Here is a 19,303-nt window from a genome sequence, read left to right on the forward strand (position 1 = left end):
TGGCTACTGACGTTGCTGCACGTGGAATTGATGTTGACAATATTACACACGTAGTTAATTATCAATTGCCTGATGAAATTGAAACCTACAATCACCGCTCAGGCCGTACCGGTCGTGCCGGAAAATTGGGAACTTCAATCGTAATCATTACTAAAAGTGAGTTGCGTAAAATTTCCTCAATCGAAAGAATCATCCAGCAAAAATTTGAAGAGAAAACTATTCCTAGTGGAATTGAAATCTGTGAAATCCAATTATTGCATTTAGCCAATAAAATTAAAGACACTGAAGTTGACCACGAAATAGACAACTATTTACCGGCCATCAACGAAGTACTTGACGGTTTGTCAAAAGAAGAATTGATCAAGAAAATGGTATCGGTAGAGTTCAACCGATTTATTGCTTACTACAAAAAGAAACGTGATTTATCTGGCGAAAAGTCAGAGAGAAGTTCTTCAGAACCGAGAGAAATCAGAGCCGGCGATCCGGTGCGTTATTTTGTAAACATTGGTGCTCGAGATGATTTCGATTGGATGCAATTGAAAGATTTCTTGAAAGAAACCTTAGATTTAGGTCGAGATGACGTATTCAAAGTAGATGTAAAAGAAGGTTTCTCATTCTTCAATACCGATGGTGAGCATACTGATAAAGTGATGTCGATTTTAAATGGTTACGAATTGAACGGACGTCGTATCAATGTTGAAATTTCTAAGAACGAAGGCGGAAGTCGCGAAAGACGTGACCATAACGGCAGAAGTTCAGGAGGTTTCAGAGGCGATAGAAATTCGGGCAATGAACGCAGAAGTGGTGGTGGAAGTTTCGGCCCAAGAAAAGAAGGCGGATTTAGAAGTGAAAGGAGTTCAGCTCCCAGAGAAGGTGGTTTCAGAAGCGAAAGAAGTTCAGACCGACCAAGAAGAGAAGGCGGAACGTCAAGACGTGAACCGGGTTCTTTTCAAAGAGAGGAAAGAGCACCAAGACGTTCTGAAAGCAATGACAGACCGGCCGGCCGTTCTTTTGAAGCCGCTAAAAGTCGCAGACCCAGAAAAAGCTAATGCTTTTAAATCTCAAAAAATAAATTACAAATACCAATAACTTGGTTTTTCTTATAAACTCTGATTTCATTTCGAAATTGGAGTTTTTTTTTTGAATTTGATTTTTATTTGGAATTTATGATTTGATATTTGGAATTTCAACGTTTTGTTAATTTTCTTCTAATTCTGAGTGCAAAAACTTAGTTTTCTTAAAAGAGTTTCATACTTTTAAACCATCAAATAAAACTATGAAATATTTTTTACTTTCTGTCCTTTTCTTATTCGCCATTACCACTTCGGCTCAAGTCATTCCTGAGCCTCAAAAAGTTTCCGGTACCATCGTAAACGACAATAGTTTGTTGCCGATTCCAAACGCCAATATTATCAATATCAATAAAGTGAAAGGAGTAACCACTAATGCTAGCGGTTTTTTTGAAATGGAAGTCAGCGTTAGCGATACTCTGCACATTTCCATTTTGGGTTATCGTTCGTTGCGTGTACGCGTGACCAACGACTGGTTAAAAAACGGTACTGCTAAAATTTTAATGACCGAAAAAGCGATTGCTTTGGAAGAAGTGATTGTGCGCAAATACGATTTGACCGGTTATTTGGAAATCGATTCTAAACTCATTCCCGAAAAAGAAAACTACCGTTACAGCATATCAGGGTTGCCTCAAGCTTATGAAGCCGGAGAAAGTTCTCCAAATGCTTTTACCAGAGTATTAGGTTCGATTTTTAATCCGGCCGACATGTTGTATAATTTCTTTGGTAACAAGCCTAAAGAGCTTAAAAAACTGAAGGCGATGAAAAAAGATGACACTGTCAGAAACTTACTGGAATCAAAATTTGATCGTGAAACCATTGCCGTACTTTTGGGTGTTGACAAAAAAGAGATTGCCGAAATATTACAGCGCTGTAATTATTCGGAATCTTTCATACAAACCGCCAATGATTTACAAATCATGGATGCCATCAGTGCTTGTTATGAAGAGTACAAAGTGCTTTCTAAAAAGCATGAAAGATATATCAAGGAATAGTTATTTTTCTGAGAAATAGCGTTCTTCAATTCGCTTGATGTCTTTGATTGAATTTTTAGCCCAAAGCAAACGTTTTTCCAACAATTCTACTTCTGTAAGTTTCCAATTCACCTCAGATTGGCGTAGGCGAGTAGTGATGTCCTGAATGATAATCGCTGCCGAAACCGAAATGTTTAAACTCTCTGTAAAACCAACCATCGGAATTTTTAAATAGCCATCAGCTTGGCTCATAACTTCCTCTGAAAGCCCTTCTTTTTCAGTACCGAAGAATAAGGCACTTTTTTGGGTGACATCAAAGTCGTGCAGCAAACAAGAATCATTATGCGGAGTTGTGGCAATGATTTGATACCCTTTGTTTTTTAAGGTTTTTATGCAATTGGCGATATTGTCAAACTTATTAATATCAACCCATTTTTGTGCACCCATGGCAATTTCTTTGTCGATGTTCTTGCCAAAACGCTGCTCAACGATATTGATTTCCTGTATTCCAAAAACCTCACAACTGCGCATTACCGCACTTGTATTGTGAAATTGGTAAACGTCTTCAACAGCGATAGTAAAATGATTGGTTCGATTTTCCAACACTTGTAAAAAGCGCTGTTTCCGACTGTCGGACAAAAATTCTTCCAAGTATTTCAAGTAATCTAAATCAACCATGCTGCAAAAATACTAATTTAGAATTAGCAAACCTTAACGATTAGCTTCCGAAATCCAATGGAATTGTTTTTCCATCAAAGGAAATTTTTTGTCGGTTTTTTGCAATTCAATAAATACGGAATCTTGTTTGACTTTACCCCAAAGTTGTAGGTTTTTGTTGGACGTTTTTTTATAATTTAATTCAAAAAGAGCTTTGTCTTTATCGTTCAAAGCATTGAAAACAATAATATTCTTTTTAGGTTTCACCGAATACATAAAATAACCTCTACCGTATTTTTGTAAAAACAATGTATCACTGGTATTGAGACTTCCTTTGCCGTCATTTTCAAAAATAAAGTCTTTCCAAAGCAATTTATTGTCGGTACTAATGGTTTGCACAACATTGTTTTTTCGAAAAGTTTGGATGGAATAAATGCCGGCTTCAATAGGTTGTTGTGCTTTAATTTCGTTTTGTTGTTTTTCCCAAAACCAACATTCTACTAAAGAAAATATGCCAAATAAAACTATAACTGATTTAAAAACGACGCGACCTATACGAACATATTTTTTGGTAATTACCCAGTCGTAGGACGTAAGTTTGCCTGTAGGCTTGTTTTTCCAAAAGAAATTAACGAAATGCTGACTCTCTGAAACAATTAAATACAAACAGTAAATAACCAAATGCATGGAAAACAATTTTACCGGAATATCGAAGCACAAGTTGAGAATAAACACATTCAAAAACACTCCAAAGCCCAGCAACAATCCTGTAGGTATAGTTCTGCGATAGAGTAGTAGTATGGCTACCATCATTTCCATCACACCACTAAAAATTTGATATGGAGATGAATATCCAAAAAACATCCAACTCAATCGCATAGGTAAAAAATCACCGAGTGGTGTGGCTAACTGACTCAATCCCGGTTCAGGCATTTGTTGCGCAAAAAGTTTTATAGTGCCGTATAAGAAAGCTATAATGATGATGTAATAGCGCAAAATATTTTTTAATATCCACTCTAATTTTTGATAATTTTTAGGCTTTCTCTCTAAAACCGTCCAAAGTATTGCTCCAAAAACTGCTAATAATAGAGTAGTGTAGAAATAAGCCCAAGCATAAGAAGTATCTCCACTGCCGCCGCCGTTTATATTCAGTTTGTCTTTTACATGGAAGATATAATCATTACAAAAAGTGACCAAGGGTACAAAAGCATCATTGATAAAGTAGGTAATAAAATTTAAACCAGGAATGAATTCGAATATTTGCCAAAGAGCTGTGGCCAGTATAAAGTAGATAAAGAAAAATCTAAAGATTATTTTTTTTCATTGTACTTATTTGGTTTTGAGTTAGATATAGTTGTAATGATTTGTCTAAATTATTAAAAACACAAAATTATTTTAAGTGAGTAGTAAATAATTATTAACAATATTTTGCTTGTTAACTTGAGGGATTTGTTTCTTGACATATTTAAACCGAACTTTACTTTGTACAATTACATTACAATGAAAAAACTAGTTGTTTTAACCGGCGCCGGAATTTCCGCAGAGAGCGGCATCAAAACCTTTCGCGATGCCAATGGATTATGGGAAGGCCACGATGTAATGGCTGTGGCGTCTTATGAGGGTTGGCTCAAAAACAAAACCTTAGTTTTAGACTTTTACAATCAAAGAAGAAGACAATTGCAGGAAGTAAAGCCTAATCTAGGTCATATTACCTTAGCTGAATTGGAGCAGGATTTCGACGTTCACATCATTACCCAAAACGTGGATAATTTGCACGAACAAGCCGGCAGTAATAAGGTATTGCATTTGCACGGGGAATTATTAAAAGTGAGAAGTGATCATCCTCAATTTGAAGTTTTAGATTGGACATCCGATTTGAATTTAGATGATGTGGATTCAAAAGGAAAACAATTGCGCCCGCATATCGTTTGGTTTGGCGAAGCGGTTCCTGCCTTGGAAGAAGCTATTAGTATTGTGGAAACAGCCGATTACTTGGCGGTTATTGGCACTTCGCTTCAAGTATATCCTGCGGCTGGGTTGATGCATTATGCCAAAAGAAATATTCCGGTATTTTACATTGATCCGAAACCGGTTACAATTTATGATTTGCAAAATCCGTTAGAAGTAATTCCAATGAATGCAACCGATGGTGTGCCTTTTTTAAAACAGAAATTACTCGTTTTAAGATAAAAAACTGAACACTAAAGACTGAACACTGAACACTATTCCTTATTTTTGCACCTTCAAACAACAACACACTACCACATGTCATTAACTACATTAAACGCCATTTCGCCCATAGACGGAAGATACCGCAAAGCGACCAAACCATTAGCTGCTTTTTTTTCGGAAGAAGCCCTGATTAAATATCGTGTTTTGGTTGAAATTGAATACTTCATTGCCCTGTGTGAAAGCGATTTACCGCAATTGAAAAACGTTGATAAAAGCAGTTTTGAAAAGCTGAGAGCTATCTATCAAAACTTTACTACCGAAGATGCGTCTGTTATAAAAGAAACTGAGAAAACGACCAATCACGATGTGAAAGCGGTTGAGTATTTCATCAAAGATAAATTTGAAACTTTGGGTTTAAGCGATTACAAAGAATTTATTCATTTCGGACTGACTTCACAAGACATCAATAATACGGCGATACCGCTTTCGACCAAAGAAGCTTTTGAAAAAGTGTATATGCCAAGCCTGATTGCTTTGATTGCTAAGTTGAAAGAGCTGAGCATGGAATGGAACAACATTCCGATGTTGGCCAGAACTCATGGTCAACCGGCTTCACCAACGCGTTTAGGAAAAGAAATTTTGGTCTTTGTAGAGCGTTTGGAAGAGCAAATGCGATTGCTTTTCAATATCCCGTTTGCGGCTAAATTTGGCGGTGCTACCGGAAATTATAACGCCCATCATGTGGCTTATCCTAGCGTCGATTGGAAGCAATTCGGGACTACTTTCGTAGAAGAAACTTTAGGATTGCAGCATTCCTTTCCAACCACACAAATTGAGCATTACGATCACTTTGCAGCCTTTTTTGACGCGTTGAAGAGAATCAATACCATCATCATCGATTTAGACAGAGACATTTGGACTTATGTTTCGATGGATTATTTTAAGCAAAAAATCAAAGCCGGAGAGATTGGTTCTTCAGCGATGCCGCATAAAGTCAATCCAATCGATTTTGAAAATTCTGAAGGAAATTTAGGCATTGCTAACGCTGTTTTTGAACATCTTTCAGCCAAATTACCGATTTCAAGATTGCAACGCGATTTAACCGATAGTACGGTTTTGAGAAATGTAGGCGTTCCTTTCGGACACACGATTATTGCTTTTGAAGCGACTTTAAAAGGGTTGAACAAATTGTTGTTGAACGAATCCAAATTCGCCGAAGACTTAGAAAAAAATTGGGCCGTTGTTGCCGAAGCCATTCAAACGATTTTGCGTCGTGAAGGTTATCCAAATCCATACGAAGCTTTAAAAGGATTAACTCGAACGAATGAAATAATGAATAAAGAGTCAATACACGCTTTCATCAAAACTTTGGATGTTTCGGATGATATTAAAGTGGAATTATTGGCTATTACACCGAGCAATTATTTAGGGATATAAATCTCATTTTAGTTAAAAACAAAAGGCATAAGAATTAAACTTATGCCTTTTTATTTGTATCTTGTGGCTTAACTTACCTCGAATAATTCGGCGCTTCTTTAGTAATCGTCACATTATGCGGATGACTTTCCCCGATACCACTGGTCGTAATGCGAACAAAGCGACCGCTTTCTTGTAAAGTCGGAATGTCTTTGGCACCACAATAACCCATTCCGGCACGAAGTCCGCCTATGAATTGCTGCATGCTTTCGTTTAACTCACCTTTATACGGTACGCGACCCACAATGCCTTCCGGCACTAATTTTTTAATATCGTCTTCTACATCTTGGAAATAGCGGTCTTTCGAACCTTCTTGCATGGCTTCTACTGAACCCATTCCTCGGTATGATTTGAATTTTCTTCCTTCAAAAATAATGGTTTCACCGGGTGATTCTTTAGTTCCGGCCAATAATGACCCCAACATCACGCTATCGGCACCGGCAGCGATTGCTTTTGGAATATCACCGGTATAACGAATACCGCCATCTGCAATAACAGGAACACCAGTTCCTCTTAAAGCAGCAGCAACTTCCAATACGGCAGAAAACTGCGGAAATCCAACTCCGGCCACCACTCTGGTAGTGCAAATAGAACCCGGACCAATACCCACTTTTACTGCATCGGCACCATTTTCAACCAAATACAAAGCAGCTTCCGGAGTAGCAATATTACCAACCACTACATCTAATTCAGGGAACTTGGCTTTTACCTCTTTTAAAACACTAACCACGCCTTTAGTATGTCCGTGAGCCGTATCAATAATTACAGCATCTACACCGGCATTCACAAGAGCAGTAGCTCTTTCCAAGGCATCGGCTGTAACACCTAAAGCAGCGGCCACTCTTAAACGGCCAAATTTATCTTTGTTGGCAATGGGCTTTTGAGTGAGTTTGGTGATGTCTCTGAAAGTGATCAATCCGACCAATTTATTTTGGGAATCCACTACCGGTAGTTTTTCAATTTTATTTTGTTGCAAAATACCTTCGGCTTCTTGTAATGTTGTGCCTACCGCTGCAGTGACTAAATTTTTTGAAGTCATTACTTCCGTAATCGGACGCGAATTTATTTTTTCAAATCGCAAATCTCGGTTGGTAGCAATTCCTTTTAAGGTTCCGTTTTCATCTACAACGGGAATACCGCCTATGCCAAACTCTTTCATCGCCATTTTAGCATCGCCAACAGTGGCAGTTAAAGGCAATGTTACCGGGTCAATAATCATCCCGGCTTCGGCACGTTTGACTTTACGCACTTTAGCGGCTTGTTGCTCGATAGTCATGTTTTTGTGTAATACTCCGATACCACCTTCTTGAGCCATAGCAATAGCCATCGCACTTTCGGTTACTGTATCCATAGCCGCAGAAACAACCGGAACATTTAAAATAATATTTCTGGAAAACTTAGATTGGATACTGACTTCGCGCGGTAAAACTTCGGAATAATTCGGAATTAGCAGTACATCGTCGTAGGTAAGTCCTTCACCAACGATTTTAGTTGAGTGTGCTTTCATTGCAATTTGTAGTTGTAGTTAAATTGCATGCAAATATAATAATCTTTATGTAAATTAGATAGTTATATTCATATAAAATAACTAACTTAGTAGGTATAACTTAATTCAATATAATGTCGGAAAATACTAAGTTTATTACTGGACTTTCAAATGAAGAAGTTATTGCCTCGAGAAAAAAATGGGGTTCAAATTCTTTAGAACACCAACAGAAAAATCATTTACTCATTTCAATAATAGAAATGGTAAAAGAACCCATGTTTCTGCTTTTGGTTGCAGCAGCCAGTATCTATTTTATTACCGGAGATTTCGGAGACGGCATTTTTATGACAACAGCAATTGTATTAGTAGCTGCTATTTCATTATTCCAAGAGGCTAGGAGTAGAAACGCCATAGATGCCTTAAAAAAATTATCACAACCTAAAAGTAAAGTTATCAGAAATGGTGAATTGATTGAAATCCCAAGTGAAGAAATTGTTTTAGGCGATAGTATTCAGGTGGAAGAAGGCACCTTTATTCCGGCGGATGCGATCATTATACAATCGAATGATTTTTCGGTTAATGAAGCTATTTTAACAGGTGAATCGCTATCGGTTTTTAAAAATGATTCGTCGGAAAGCAAACAGGTATTTCAAGGAACAATCGTAGCAACGGGATTGGCAATCTGTGAAGTTACAGCTATTGGTAATCAAACCAGTTTAGGTAAAATAGGAAAAAGTTTAGAATCGATAGTAGAAGAAAAAACACCTTTACAACTACAGATCACCAACTTTGTAAAAAAGATGTCCATCATTGGATTGGTTATTTTTGCAATAGTTTGGGGATTGAATTATTATCATTCAAACAGTGTTTTAGATAGTTTGTTAAAAGCACTAACCATTGCCATGAGTGTCATTCCGGAAGAAATTCCGGTAGCCTTTACCACATTTATGGCATTAGGTGCTTGGCGTTTGATGAAGATGGGCATTATCACTAAGCAAACCAAAACGGTAGAAACCTTAGGAAGCGCGACAGTCATTTGTACAGACAAAACAGGAACGATTACAGAGAATAAGATGAGTTTGGCACAACTCTATATTTTTGATTCCAATGCTATAATTGACACTAATGAAAAACTGAATGCTGAAGCCGAAGAAGTGTTGAGTTATGCCATGTGGTCTAGTGAACCTATTCCGTTTGACGCTATGGAAATTGCCATACATGACGCTTATACCAAATTGGAATCGGTAGATGAAAGACCAAATTATAAATTGATTCATGAATATCCGTTAGGCGGAAAACCACCGATGATGACTCATGTTTTTGAAGATTCTAATGGCAAAAGAGTTATTGCAGCAAAAGGTGCACCCGAAGCCTTAATTGAAGTTAGTCATTTATCTGATAAAGAAAAAAAACAAGTATTAGCCGCAATGGCAACTATGGCTAATGAAGGTTATAGAGTATTAGGTGTCGGCACCACAAATTATAATGAGAAAGGTTTTCCTAAAACTCAACAAGAATTCAGTTTTCAATTTAAAGGATTGGTTGCTTTTTATGATCCACCAAAAGACAATATTCAGGAGGTATTTGAAACTTTTTATAAAGCCGGTATCCAAGTAAAAATTGTAACCGGAGATAATGCAGCGACAACATCGACAATCGCAAAGCAAGTTGGTTTTAAAGATGCCGACAAAGTTTTGAATGGTGATGAACTAATGTTGATGGATGAAGCCACTTTAAAAGCGAAAGTTATGGAAACTGCAATTTTTACCAGAATGTTTCCGGAAGCAAAGCTTAAAATAATTCAGGCATTAAAAGTTAATGGTCAAATTGTAGCAATGACCGGAGACGGCGTTAATGATGGTCCGGCGCTAAAATCAGCCCATATAGGTATTGCTATGGGTAAAAAGGGAACTGAAACTGCAAAGCAAGCGGCTAATCTTATTTTAATAGACGATGATTTCAGTAAGATGATTGATGCTATTGCTATGGGAAGAAAAATTTATGTCAATCTGAAAAAAGCCATTCAGTATATTATCTCGATTCATATTCCCATCATTCTCATCGTTTTTATTCCACTAGCTTTAGGATGGATGTATCCCACTATTTTTACACCAGTACACATTATTTTCTTAGAGATTATTATGGGACCAACATGTTCTATTATATATGAAAATGAGCCAATGGAACGGAATTTAATGTTGCAAAAGCCTAGACCATTGACCTCAACGTTCTTTAACTTGAAAGAAATTACGATAAGTATTATTCAAGGATTGGTGATTACGCTTGGATTGCTTTTTGTATACCAATATTGCCTCTACAATAGGTTGACAGAAAACGCAACAAGAACCGCTATCTTTATCACTTTGATAGCTTCTAATGTCTTTCTAACCTTGGCTAATCGTTCGTTTTATTACTCGATTTTTACAACTATTCGTTACAAAAACAATTTGGTTTTGCTAATCATTGGTATAACTATAGTAATGACATCACTCTTGTTGTTTGTCCCGGTTTTTGCTAAATTCTTTTTGTTTGAAAGGATTGAATCAGTACAAATAGGTATTACTATTTTGGTCGGATTTATCTCGGTGATGTGGATTGAACTCTATAAACTTTTCAAAAGAAGAAAGGCTTAATGATAAGCACTAAATAGTTTCGTAGCTTCATTATAGGCGCTTTCAAAACTCATCGGACTGGTGTTAGTATCCGCTTTTTGAGTGGTAAAATAGGATAGGAGTTTTTCGGTAGGCATATTTCCGGTCAAATCGTCTTTGGCCATCGGGCAACCGCCAAATCCTTGTATTGCTCCATCAAAACGCATACAACCCGCCTTAAAAGCAGCATCCACTTTCTCGTGCCATTTATCGGGCGTAGTATGCAAGTGTGCGCCAAATTCTACATTGGGGTATTTCGGAATCAAATTCGAAAATAAATAATCAATGACCTCCGGCGTTGAACTGCCTATCGTATCGGAAAGCGAAAGAATTTTGACACCCATTTGGGCTAATTTTTCTGTCCATTCGCCAACAATTTCAACATTCCATGGATCGCCATACGGATTGCCAAATCCCATAGAAAGGTAGGCAACGACTTCTTTGTTAGAGGCGTCAGCAATATTTAAAATTTCTTGCAGCGTAACCAAACTTTCAGCAATGGTTTTGTGTGTATTCCGCATTTGAAAATTCTCAGAAATCGAAAACGGAAAACCTAAATATTGAATTTCTTTGTGAACCGAAGCCAATTGCGCGCCTTGAGTGTTGGCAATGATTGCTAGTAACTTACTTTGAGTTTGAGATAAATCCAATTGCGCTAACACTTCAGCTGTATCTTGCATTTGCGGAATCGCTTTAGGCGATACAAAACTTCCGAAATCAATAGAGTCAAAACCCACGCGAAGCAGCGATTGAATATAATCTGCTTTTTTCTGAGTAGGAATGAAGGTCTTAATGCCTTGCATGGCATCTCTCGGACATTCTATGATTTTGATTTTCGGACTCAAAGTATTTGACTTGTAAAGTGGCTAAGTTAGGAAGATTTTTTCAGAATGGCTTGGTTGATTTCTTTAATCAAAGCCGGACCTTCATAAATAAATCCGGTATAAAGTTGCACCAAACTCGCACCGGCTTCCAATTTATCAATCGCATCTTGAGCCGTATGAATGCCGCCAACACCAATGATAGGGAAAGCTTTGTTACTTTTCTCGGAAAGAAAACGAATCACTTCTGTAGAACGTTCGGTTAATGGCTTGCCCGATAATCCGCCGATTTCAGCCTTGTTTTCAGATTGTAAGCCTTCACGGGAAATAGTAGTATTAGTGGCAATTACGCCGGCAATTTTGGAATCGTTTACTATATCGATTATATCCAACAATTGCTCATTCGTCAAATCGGGAGCGATTTTTAATAGAATAGGCTTTGGTTTTTGATGCAATAAATTGTGCGATTGCAAGGTGTTGAGCAATTCGGTTAACGGTTCTTTTTCCTGCAAAGCTCTTAAATTCGGAGTGTTGGGCGAACTTACATTTACCACAAAATAATCCACATATGGGAACAACGCATCGAAACAGATTAAATAATCGGAAGTGGCATTTTCATTCGGAGTGACTTTATTTTTGCCGATGTTTCCGCCAATTAAAACACCTTTGTTTTGTTTTAAACGAAGTACAGCGGCTTCCACACCGCCATTGTTGAATCCCATGCGGTTAATAATTGCACTGTCTTCTTTTAAGCGAAACAAACGTTTTTTAGGATTGCCGTCTTGTGGTTTTGGGGTTAAGGTTCCGATTTCTATAAACCCGAAACCAAAGTGCGACAATTCATTGTAGAGCTTAGCATCTTTGTCAAAACCTGCCGCCAATCCAACCGGGTTTTTAAATTTCAAGCCAAAAACCTCGCGTTCAAGACGTTTGTCTTCAACTTCGTAAATCGATTTTAAGAGGGCAGGAACAAAAGGAATTTTGGAAATAAACTTAACCAATGAAAAAGTGAAATAATGCACTTCTTCCGGGTCAAACCAAAAAAGAATTGGGCGAATGAGTAGTTTGTACATGGGTTGTGTTGTTGTGGCGCAAAGGTAACAAATGATTTGAAAATTTGAAGAGGTGTTAATTTGAAAATGTTTTTTTAATCTTCAAATCTTCAAATTTCCGAATCATCAAATTAAATATTACTTTAGCCAAACAATACGTATTCCATGATTTCAGAAGCACAATTCCAAACCGAACTCAATTTAATCATTCAAAACGGTATCCGCGAAGACATTGGTCCGGGCGATTACAGCTCGCTGGCATGTATTCCGGATGAGGCCAAAGGAAAGGCTAAGCTTTTAGTCAAAGACAACGGCATCATTGCCGGAGTGGAATTTGCCAAAATGGTATTTGAAAACGTTGACCCAACATTGCAAGTCGATGTTTTTATTCAAGACGGAACGCCGGTCAAACACGGTGATATCGTATTTCATGTTTCAGGCAGCTCACAATCGATTTTAAAAGCAGAGCGTTTGGTACTCAATTCCATGCAAAGAATGTCGGCTATTGCTACCAAAACGAATAGCTATGTAAAACTTCTTGAAGGCACTAAAACCAAAATTTTAGATACCCGTAAAACCACGCCTGGATTCCGCGCTTGTGAAAAATGGGCAGTAAAAATCGGAGGCGGCGAAAACCATCGCTTTGCGTTGTACGACATGATTATGTTGAAAGACAACCACAACGATTTTGCCGGAGGCATTACACAAGCCATTACCAAAACCAAAGCGTATTTGAATCATCAGAATTTAGATTTAAAAATTGTAGTCGAAGCGAGAAACTTGGCAGAAATAGAAGAAATTCTCAAAAATGAAGGCGTATTCCGCATCCTAATTGATAACTTCAATTTTGAAGACACTGAAAAAGCAGTCGTGCTGATTGGCGACCGATGTCTGACCGAATCTTCAGGAAACATCAATGAAAAAACCATACGCCAATACGCAGAATGCGGTGTCGATTATATTTCTTCCGGTGCTTTGACGCATTCGGTTTATAATATGGATTTAAGTCTAAAAGCCATTTAATAATGAGTATTGAAATAGAAGACAAACTCAAAAAAATACCGATAGTCAGAACCTTTGTCTTGCTATTGCAAAAAATACCTTTGCCTTGGTTGCACGGTTTGTCGCTCTACGATTTGATTGAACATTATTTTACCGGTATCGTTGAAGGTGCCATTTCTTACCGTGCCGCAGCCATTGCTTGGAGTTTTTTCATGTCTTTGTTTCCGTTTACACTATTTATTCTGAACCTAATTCCATACATCCCGATTGAAGGTTTTCAGGAGGATTTTCTTGGATTTGTTCAACAAAGTGTTCCGCCAACGACTTATGATGCGATTTACAAAATCATCAATGATATTTTGCACAATAGTCATTCGGGCTTAATTTCGACCGGATTTTTCATGGCCATACTCTTAATGACCAATGGTGTGAATGCTATTCTAGGTGGTTTTGAGAGTTCACATCACATCGATTTTTCACACAAGCGCAAGTTTTTACGGCAGTATTTTGTGTCGTTGGCGCTTTCCATTTTATTGGCGCTTTTGCTTATCATTACTGTGGCAGCTATTGTAATCTTTGAAGTATCCCTCCAAAAAACCAAAATCCAAGACGTACTTTCTGATAAAATTCCTTTGATAGAAATGGGACGATATCTATTTGTAATTCTCATGATTTTGTTCGCTACTTCGTTGCTGTTTAAGTTTGGCATCAAACGCGATTCCCGTCGGTCATTTATTTCCATCGGTTCGGTTTTCACCACCATTTTAATCATACTGTCTTCTTATTCCTTCGGGATTTGGGTGATTAAATTTTCTAAATACAACGAGCTTTACGGCTCTATAGGAACGCTATTGGTTATCATGTTTTACATTTGGATTAATTGCATGATATTATTGTTAGGCTTCGATTTAAACGCTTCGATTAATAAAATTAAACGTCAAAAAGAAAAAGAACTGGAATTATAATGAAAGTATATATTGTAATTGGATTTTTGCTGATTTATCAGTTTAGTTTCTCACAAACTATTATGGGAAAATGGATCACTATTGATGACGAAACCGGAAATAAAAAAGGAATAGTTGAAATTTTTGAGGAAAATGGAAAGATTAGCGGCAAAATAATTGAAATACTCGATCCGCAACAACGGAAGCAGCAATGCAGTAAGTGTGAAGGCGTTAATAAAAATAAACCTGTTTTAGGATTGCAAATCATCAAGGGCATGACTAAAAAAGGGGATACTTATGAAGATGGTGAAATCACCGATCCCAAAAACGGTAAGACTTATCGTTGCAAAATTACTTTGGTTGGAAAAGACAAATTGATAGTACGTGGCTATTTGGGAATTTCCCTTTTTGGAAGATCACAAACTTGGATTAGACAAAAATAATTATCCTAAAATGAATTATTTTATTGAAGTGATCATTCCGCTTTCATTAGCTAAAACCTTTACTTACAGGGTTTCGGAAGCTGAATACTATTATATTCATAAAGGAATGCGAATTGCTGTGCCGTTTGGGAGAAACAAAATTTACACCGCGCTGGTAATCGACTTACATCAAAACGCACCAACATTATACGAAGCCAAAGACATCCACCAAATACTCGACGAGAAACCCATAGTAAATGAACTTCAAATCAACCATTGGTTTTGGATTGCGTCTTATTATATGTGTGCTATAGGTGATGTTTATCGTGGCGCTTTGCCTTCGGCTTTATTGCTTGAAAGCGAAACCATTATTTCCCGACAAACAGAAACGGTTATTAACGAAATTGATTTGTCGGACGATGAGTTTTTGGTTTACGAAGCCTTGCAACACCAAAGTTCGTTGAAAGTTCAAAACATCATGGATATACTGAACAAGAAAACGGTTTTGCCGGTTATTCAAAAGTTAATCCATAAAAACATCATTACTTTAGAAGAGGAAATACAGGAAGCTTATAAACCCAAGCTCATTAGGTACATTCGCTTGCACCAGCAATACCAATCGGAAGAAAGCTTGATTGCACTTTTAGACAGCTTAAAATCAGATAAAAGAAAAAATCTGGTGCTACAGTATTTTCAATTACAGGCGCAAGAAAAAAAGCCAATTTCAGTAAAACATTTAACCGAAACGGCGCAAACTTCTGCAGCGATTATAAAAGCTTTAGTTGAAAAAGGTGTTTTTGAAGAGTATTATCTTCAGGAAGACCGTGTCAATTTTGACAAAAACAAACAAGACCTTACGCTTTCTTTGAGTGATGCCCAACAACAAGCGCACGATGCCATTGCAACCATTTTCACCGAAAAAGACATTTGTTTGCTGCATGGTGTAACTTCCAGCGGAAAAACAGAAGTTTACACCAAACTCATCGAAAAATATATCGCAAAAGGAAAACAAGTTTTGTATTTATTACCCGAAATTGCTTTAACCACACAACTGGTTTCGCGTTTGACCAAACATTTCGGAAATAAAGTAGCCGTTTTTCATTCCAAATACAGTAACAATGAAAGGGTAGAAGTATGGCACAACGTACTGCAAAAGTCCGAGAAAGCACAAATAGTAATTGGCGCGCGTTCGGCTTTGTTTTTACCGTTTTCAAACCTCGGTTTAATCATTGTTGACGAAGAACATGAACCAACCTTCAAGCAACAAGATCCGGCACCGCGTTATCATGCTCGAGATGCAGCCATTGTTTTGGCCAATGCACACCATTCAAAAGTACTGTTAGGCTCTGCTACACCGAGTATTGAGACTTATTATAACGCTACTTCCGGAAAATTTGGGTTAGTGACTTTGAAAGAGCGCTTCGGAAAAGTACCTATGCCTGAAATTGAATTGGTTGATTTAAAAGACAGTTACTTTCGCAAAAAGATGAAAGGACACTTCAGTTTGACCTTAATTGAACATATTACCGAAGCTTTTTCTAATAACGAACAAGTAATATTGTTCCAAAATCGCCGAGGTTTTTCACCGGTTTTAGAATGCTTAACATGTGGTCACGTGCCGCAATGTCCGCAATGCGATGTAAGTTTGACGTATCACAAGTACAAAAACCAGTTGCGTTGTCATTACTGCGGTTATAACATGGCCAAGCCAACGAATTGTCATGTATGTTCCAGTGTCGATTTGGAAACCAAAGGATTTGGAACCGAACAAATAGAATTGGAATTGGCTGAGTTATTTCCGAACAAGAATATCAAACGCATGGACCAAGACACCACGCGTGGCAAATACAGCTTTGAGAAAATAATCGATGGGTTTAAAAATAGAGAGATTGATGTTTTGGTTGGCACCCAAATGTTGGCTAAAGGATTGGATTTCGACAACGTTTCTTTGGTAGGCATAATGAATGCTGACAACATGCTGTATCATCCTGATTTCAGGGCTTTTGAAAGAAGTTTTCAAATGATGACACAAGTTTCCGGACGTTCGGGCAGAAGTGAAAAGCGAGGGAAAGTAATTATTCAAACCTATAATCCGTTGCATAATGTAATACAGCAAGTAACGAATAACGATTATGAAGGTATGTACAAAGAGCAATTGTACGAAAGGAAAATATACTATTATCCGCCATTTTATCGATTGATTCGCCTGACTTTGAAACACTGCGATTTTGAAAAATTAAAAGAAGGCTCAATGTGGTTGTATCAAGTATTACAACAAAACTTATCGATTCCGGTTCTTGGTCCGGAAGAACCCGCTGTCAGTCGCATTCGCAATGAATACATCCGAACGATAATGGTTAAGATTCCGGCTGATACTTCACTGCAAGGCACAAAAAAAACTATCCAGAAAGTACTGAATAGTTTTGATATGGTATCGCAATACAGAGCGATTAAAGTTACTGTAAATGTCGATTTTTATTAGGTAAAGTTACGCAATAGCTAAAGCTTTAATTAAATCTTCTTTTTTGTTTCGACTCAAAGGAATTTTAGTAACTCCAATTTCAGCAAACTTGCTGTTGAAACGTTCCACTTTATCAATGTTGATAATGAAAGATTTGTGAACTCTAATGAATTTTTCTTTAGATAAATCCTGCTCGAATGATTTCATGGTAGAAAGTACCAAGTTACTATCATCTTCAGTAACTACTTTAACATAGTCGCCGTAAGCTTCAATCCACTTAATCTTATTAGTATAAACTTTAAGCTTTTTAAGGTTACTCTTAATAAAGATATGTTCCCCTTCTTCTTCTTGATTTTCTCTCTTAAGCATATGGAAATCCATAGCTCTTCGGACTGACGCGTTAAAACGATCTAAAGCTATCGGCTTTTGTAGGTAATCCGTAGCATCATAATCAAACGCTTTCATAGCGTATTCCGCTTTAGACGTGATAAAAATAATTTGAGGCTTTACTTTTAATCCGTCCAGAAAATCAAATCCACTGATGACCGGCATCTCGATATCGAGAAAAATTAAATCAACAGTATGTACCGACATGCAATTCTTTGCTTCGATTGCATTAGAAAAATCACCAACTAAATGTAGATTTGGGTGATTATTTACTAGCTTTGCAATGATCATTCTTTGGATCGAACTATCATCAACAACAACACAATTTAGTTTCATAATATTATTTATTATAGATTTGGTGATGTAAAAATATATAGTTTTTTTCAAACCACCTAACATTTCGTCGATTTTTTTTGCATTTAAACGATATATTTTACTTTTTGACGATTTGTACTACTTTATGATTGTTTATTGAAAAGTAATTTATATCTTCGCGCCCAATTTAAAATTTAACAAAATTTATTATGAATCATTACGAAACTGTTTTCATCTTAAATCCCGTTTTATCTGAAGTTCAGGTAAAGGAAACAGTAAGCAAATTTGAAGATTTTCTTACTACAAGAGGAGCAAAGATGGTATCTAAAGAGGATTGGGGCTTAAAAAAATTAGCTTACGAAATCCAAAACAAAAAAAGTGGTTTTTACCATTTGTTTGAATTCCAAGTAGCTCCGGAAGTCTTAATTGCTTTCGAAACTGAATTCAGACGCGATGAAAGAGTGATGCGTTTCTTAACTGTTAGTTTAGATAAACACGCAGTAGCTTGGGCTGAAAGAAGAAGAGAAAAATTAAAAGTAAAAGCGTAAGTAGTATGTCAACAATCGAACAATCTGCAAAAGGAAAAAAAGACGGAGATATCAGATATTTAACGCCTTTAAACATTGAAACCAACAAAACTAAAAAGTATTGTCGTTTCAAAAAATCAGGAATCAAATACGTAGACTATAAAGATCCTGATTTCTTATTGAAATTCGTTAATGAACAAGGTAAAATTTTACCACGTCGTTTAACAGGAACTTCATTAAAATACCAAAGAAAAGTGTCTGTAGCTGTGAAAAGAGCTCGTCACTTAGCTTTAATGCCATACGTGGCCGACTTATTAAAATAATCATTAAACAATAGTTGTTGGTTTTCTGTCAAGAAACCTAACTTCTCTAATAAAGGACAACAACATGGAATTGATCTTAAAACAAGACGTTCAAAATTTAGGTTTTAAAGATGATGTGGTAACTGTAAAAAACGGTTACGGTCGTAATTACCTAATTCCGCAAGGTTTTGCTACTTTAGCAACACCGTCTGCTAAAAAAGTTTTAGCTGAAAACTTAAAACAAAGAGCTTTCAAAGAAGCTAAAATTGTTGATGATGCTAAAAAATTAGCGGAAGCTTTAAAAGCATTAGAAATCAAAATTTCTGCTAAAGCTGGTGGCGAAAAACTTTTCGGTTCTATCACTAACATTGACATTGCTGCTGCATTAGAAGCTGCCGGTCAACCAATCGATAGAAAATTCATCACTTCAGGTGTGGTAAAACGTACCGGTAAATATGCTGCTTCTGTAAGATTACACAGAGAAGTGGTTATCGAATTGCCATACGAAATTGTAGCTGAGAAATAATATTTCGATATACAGTATGAAAAGTCCCGATGTAAGTCGGGATTTTTTTTTACTTCGT

Annotated in this window: 18 protein-coding genes; 12 read left to right on the forward strand and 6 right to left on the reverse strand. The window is 37.0% G+C overall.

Annotated elements, in window-relative coordinates; translation table 11 throughout:
• Together ACIQ32_RS06855 and ACIQ32_RS06860 are read left to right on the forward strand one after the other, a co-directional pair.
• Nucleotides 1-1,049 (forward strand): DbpA RNA binding domain-containing protein (locus tag ACIQ32_RS06855; RefSeq protein ID WP_396194947.1); only part of this gene is annotated, 1,049 nt, incomplete at its 5' end.
• 227 nt (nucleotides 1,050-1,276) lie between these two features.
• A complete protein-coding gene (locus ACIQ32_RS06860; protein ID WP_396194948.1) occupies nucleotides 1,277-2,065 on the forward strand; it encodes a carboxypeptidase-like regulatory domain-containing protein in 789 nt (262 codons plus the stop codon).
• Here ACIQ32_RS06860 and ACIQ32_RS06865 read toward each other — a convergent pair whose 3' ends face one another.
• Nucleotides 2,066-2,722, reverse strand: coding sequence for a TrmH family RNA methyltransferase (locus tag ACIQ32_RS06865; RefSeq protein WP_396194949.1), 657 nt, complete (start codon nucleotides 2,720-2,722; stop codon nucleotides 2,066-2,068). It lies immediately after the preceding gene.
• A gap of 33 nt (nucleotides 2,723-2,755) precedes the next feature.
• On the reverse strand, nucleotides 2,756-3,898 hold the full coding sequence (locus tag ACIQ32_RS06870; RefSeq protein WP_396194950.1) for a hypothetical protein: 1,143 nt from the start codon (nucleotides 3,896-3,898) through the stop codon (nucleotides 2,756-2,758).
• Between the two features lie 303 nt (nucleotides 3,899-4,201).
• On the opposite strand from ACIQ32_RS06870, the gene ACIQ32_RS06875 reads away from it, so the two are divergent.
• Together ACIQ32_RS06875 and purB are read left to right on the forward strand one after the other, a co-directional pair.
• Nucleotides 4,202-4,891 (forward strand): SIR2 family NAD-dependent protein deacylase, encoded by a 690-nt coding sequence (locus tag ACIQ32_RS06875; protein WP_396194951.1) that lies wholly within the window; start codon nucleotides 4,202-4,204, stop codon nucleotides 4,889-4,891.
• A gap of 75 nt (nucleotides 4,892-4,966) precedes the next feature.
• Nucleotides 4,967-6,310, forward strand: coding sequence for an adenylosuccinate lyase (purB, locus tag ACIQ32_RS06880; protein WP_396194952.1), 1,344 nt, complete (start codon nucleotides 4,967-4,969; stop codon nucleotides 6,308-6,310).
• A gap of 73 nt (nucleotides 6,311-6,383) precedes the next feature.
• Here purB and guaB read toward each other — a convergent pair whose 3' ends face one another.
• Complete coding sequence (gene guaB / locus ACIQ32_RS06885; protein ID WP_396194953.1) at nucleotides 6,384-7,856, reverse strand: IMP dehydrogenase; 1,473 nt, start codon at nucleotides 7,854-7,856, stop codon at nucleotides 6,384-6,386.
• 113 nt (nucleotides 7,857-7,969) lie between these two features.
• Here guaB and ACIQ32_RS06890 point away from each other — a divergent pair, with 113 nt between their 5' ends.
• A complete protein-coding gene (locus ACIQ32_RS06890) occupies nucleotides 7,970-10,468 on the forward strand; it encodes a cation-translocating P-type ATPase (RefSeq protein ID WP_396194954.1) in 2,499 nt (832 codons plus the stop codon).
• Here the strand turns inward: ACIQ32_RS06890 and ACIQ32_RS06895 are convergent.
• Entirely contained in the window at nucleotides 10,465-11,331 is an 867-nt protein-coding gene (locus tag ACIQ32_RS06895; RefSeq protein WP_396194955.1) for a hydroxymethylglutaryl-CoA lyase, read from the reverse strand. The two genes, ACIQ32_RS06890 and ACIQ32_RS06895, sit on opposite strands and share 4 nt — an antisense overlap.
• A gap of 26 nt (nucleotides 11,332-11,357) precedes the next feature.
• On the reverse strand, nucleotides 11,358-12,380 hold the full coding sequence (locus tag ACIQ32_RS06900) for a quinone-dependent dihydroorotate dehydrogenase (RefSeq protein WP_396194956.1): 1,023 nt from the start codon (nucleotides 12,378-12,380) through the stop codon (nucleotides 11,358-11,360).
• Nucleotides 12,381-12,524: 144 nt separating this feature from the next.
• Between ACIQ32_RS06900 and nadC the strand changes: the two genes are divergently transcribed.
• From nadC to priA, 4 genes are read left to right on the forward strand one after another with little or no spacing between them, the layout of a single operon-like run.
• Nucleotides 12,525-13,382: a carboxylating nicotinate-nucleotide diphosphorylase gene (gene nadC / locus ACIQ32_RS06905; RefSeq protein ID WP_396194957.1), complete on the forward strand. Its 858-nt coding sequence runs from the start codon at nucleotides 12,525-12,527 to the stop codon at nucleotides 13,380-13,382.
• A gap of 2 nt (nucleotides 13,383-13,384) precedes the next feature.
• On the forward strand, nucleotides 13,385-14,326 hold the full coding sequence (locus ACIQ32_RS06910; protein WP_396194958.1) for a YihY/virulence factor BrkB family protein: 942 nt from the start codon (nucleotides 13,385-13,387) through the stop codon (nucleotides 14,324-14,326).
• Nucleotides 14,326-14,748: a DUF2147 domain-containing protein gene (locus tag ACIQ32_RS06915; protein ID WP_396194959.1), complete on the forward strand. Its 423-nt coding sequence runs from the start codon at nucleotides 14,326-14,328 to the stop codon at nucleotides 14,746-14,748. The genes ACIQ32_RS06910 and ACIQ32_RS06915 overlap by 1 nt, the downstream gene beginning before the upstream one ends.
• Nucleotides 14,749-14,758: 10 nt before the next feature.
• Nucleotides 14,759-17,209, forward strand: coding sequence for a primosomal protein N' (gene priA, locus ACIQ32_RS06920; protein ID WP_396194960.1), 2,451 nt, complete (start codon nucleotides 14,759-14,761; stop codon nucleotides 17,207-17,209).
• 6 nt (nucleotides 17,210-17,215) lie between these two features.
• Here the strand turns inward: priA and ACIQ32_RS06925 are convergent, their stop codons facing one another.
• Complete coding sequence (locus ACIQ32_RS06925; protein ID WP_396194962.1) at nucleotides 17,216-17,911, reverse strand: LytR/AlgR family response regulator transcription factor; 696 nt, start codon at nucleotides 17,909-17,911, stop codon at nucleotides 17,216-17,218.
• Between the two features lie 188 nt (nucleotides 17,912-18,099).
• Between ACIQ32_RS06925 and rpsF the strand changes: the two genes are divergently transcribed.
• From rpsF to rplI, 3 genes are all read left to right on the forward strand, one after another.
• A complete protein-coding gene (gene rpsF, locus ACIQ32_RS06930; protein WP_324690563.1) occupies nucleotides 18,100-18,438 on the forward strand; it encodes a 30S ribosomal protein S6 in 339 nt (112 codons plus the stop codon).
• A gap of 5 nt (nucleotides 18,439-18,443) precedes the next feature.
• Complete coding sequence (rpsR, locus tag ACIQ32_RS06935; protein WP_020211613.1) at nucleotides 18,444-18,740, forward strand: 30S ribosomal protein S18; 297 nt, start codon at nucleotides 18,444-18,446, stop codon at nucleotides 18,738-18,740.
• A 64-nt stretch (nucleotides 18,741-18,804) separates the two neighbouring features.
• The gene (rplI, locus tag ACIQ32_RS06940; RefSeq protein ID WP_396194961.1) at nucleotides 18,805-19,245 is read left to right on the forward strand and encodes a 50S ribosomal protein L9; all 441 of its coding nucleotides are present in this window, start codon (nucleotides 18,805-18,807) and stop codon (nucleotides 19,243-19,245) included.
• Nucleotides 19,246-19,303: the final 58 nt, after the last annotated feature.

Source organism: Flavobacterium sp., from assembly GCF_044373165.1.
Classification (GTDB): Bacteria; Bacteroidota; Bacteroidia; order Flavobacteriales; family Flavobacteriaceae; genus Flavobacterium.